Below are 2,125 nucleotides of genomic sequence, written 5' to 3'. Positions count from 1 at the left end.
ATACAACAATCATCTCCAGGAATTAAGTCACAGCGATTTTAAAATCGTTGATGGAGAACCAAATATTACAGGCTGGGAAGTACGTACCGAGCTTGATGCTGATTTAGGCGAGGTAAAAGAATTACTTTTTGATCCGGAATCTAGAAGTGTACGTTACCTGGTTGTAGAATTATCGGCTAAAGCAGCTGGAGGTCAGGATAACAAAAAAGTTCTTGTACCAATTGGTGTAGCTAAACTTCACGAAAGTGATGATGAAGTTATTCTTCCAAACGTTACCCTTACCCAATTATCGGCTTTGCCTGCTTATGAAAAAGGACAACTTACACCGGAGAATGAAATTTTTATTCGCAATGTTCTTGCCGGTTCACCTACAGCAGCTGATGGTGTAGTTACTATTTATCAGCATCAAGAGTTTTATACACACCCACAATTTAACGACGAAAATTTCTACCGTCGTGATAGAACTCAAACTGGCGAAGTAGCTGGAAGAAGCGTGAGAATCGAAACGCGTCAGGGAAATTCATCTATTCCACCAGAACCAGATCCAGGTAGAACTGACCTGATCTAATTTATTATTAATTTTTTTTAAAGCCCGTAATTGTCTGAAACGATTACGGGCTTTTTTGCATTTTAAAAGTTTTAAGTTTGGTATTGATCCAGCTATAAGCCCAGGTATAAACCGATGCTACTGATCACTTTGTTTGGTCAAATAGAAAAGCGTAACTTATAGCGCATTCAGCTTATGGAAAACAGAAGGGATATTTTAAAAAAAGCAACGCTGCTTACCAGCGCTTTGGATATGTCAGGCATGCTGCCGCCAGCTATTCAGTGCGCTTTAGCCACGCTATGCCGGGCATGTCGAGTTGTTAAAGGAAAGTTTTAATCCGCTCATGGGCTGTATAAATGTATAGCTAGAAAGCCCATTTGAGGTAAACATTAATTGAGCTGCATTGTTATTCAAGTTCATTGAGTTTCACTTATGGATTCCATCAATAAAAACCAGAAAGAAGAGAATTTCAAAACCGTAATTGGTGAGGAAGCGCTCGACAAGATTAAAGAAATTGCTAAAAAGGCAGGTTCGTGTTTTTTCTGCACCAAAATAACTTCTGGTGAGCCCTTTGCTACTCGCCCTATGTCTGCACAACATATTGATGACGATGGAAATTTCTGGTTCTTAAGTGCCGCTGATAGTCAAAAAAATAAAGACCTTGAAACTGATAAAGCCGTACAGCTGCTTTTTCAAGGCTCTGCCTACAGTGATTTTCTAACCATTTATGGTACGGCCACTGTAAATACCGACAAACAGAAAATTGATGAACTTTGGGACCCTATATTAAAAACCTGGTTCACTGAAGGAAAAGACGACCCTAGAATTACAGTAATCAAAATGGCTCCTACACAAGGTTATTATTGGGACACCAAACATGGTATGGCTGTGGCTATGGTGAAAAGATTATACGGGGCAATTAAAGGCGAAACTTTAGATGATTCCATTGAAGGAAATATAATACCTTAACCAAAAAGGTCCCTCTCTCTACCTTTTATTTAAATGTGGTTTTTCTTGCATAATTGATTTTTAATAGTGTACTTTGGATTTCAAAGTTCTTTCATGAAAGATCAAGATATTTATGCCGAATTAAGTTCCATTAGAAATTTGATGGAACGGTCTACAAAATTTATTTCGCTAAGTGGCCTCTCTGGTGTACTAGCAGGAATATATGCCTTAATTGGTGCTTATGTAGGTTATAAATTAATTTACGCAAAAAATAGTGGATTACATACAAGAGATTTCTATGTCAATGATCCTCAGGTAATCTGGAATCTGGTTATCATTGCTTTAGCTGTGTTAATTTTATCCATTGCCACCTGCATCTTCCTTTCTCACCGCCAGGCACTTAAGAAGCATGAAAACTTTTGGAACCCGGTGAGCAAGCGACTTTTAGTCAACATGGCTGTGCCATTGGTTACAGGCGGTTTATTAATTTCCATCTTCATTTTTAGAGGCTACTTTGGTGTGATTGCTTCTGCCTGTTTGATATTTTATGGATTAGCACTTGTTGCCGGTAGCCAGTTTACTTTTTCTGATGTAAAATGGTTGGGCTTTTGTGAAATTGTTTTAGGTTTG

Annotated in this window: 3 protein-coding genes; all 3 read left to right on the top strand. The window is 38.3% G+C overall.

Going from position 1 to position 2,125, the window contains the following annotated elements; genetic code table 11:
- Positions 1–568 (top strand): PRC-barrel domain-containing protein (locus ACR2F7_RS14705; protein ID WP_432714302.1); only part of this gene is annotated, 568 nt, incomplete at its 5' end.
- Positions 569–979: 411 nt separating this feature from the next.
- Complete coding sequence (locus ACR2F7_RS14700; protein WP_432714301.1) at positions 980–1,516, top strand: pyridoxamine 5'-phosphate oxidase family protein; 537 nt, start codon at positions 980–982, stop codon at positions 1,514–1,516.
- A 93-nt stretch (positions 1,517–1,609) separates the two neighbouring features.
- Positions 1,610–2,125: hypothetical protein (locus ACR2F7_RS14695; protein WP_432714300.1), on the top strand; the 516-nt coding region annotated here is incomplete at its 3' end.

Source organism: Pedobacter sp. (assembly GCF_045628745.1).
Classification (GTDB): Bacteria; Bacteroidota; Bacteroidia; order Sphingobacteriales; family Sphingobacteriaceae; genus Pedobacter.
Note: the sequence above shows the minus strand (reverse complement) of the source record. Positions and strands in the feature narration are given on the sequence as shown.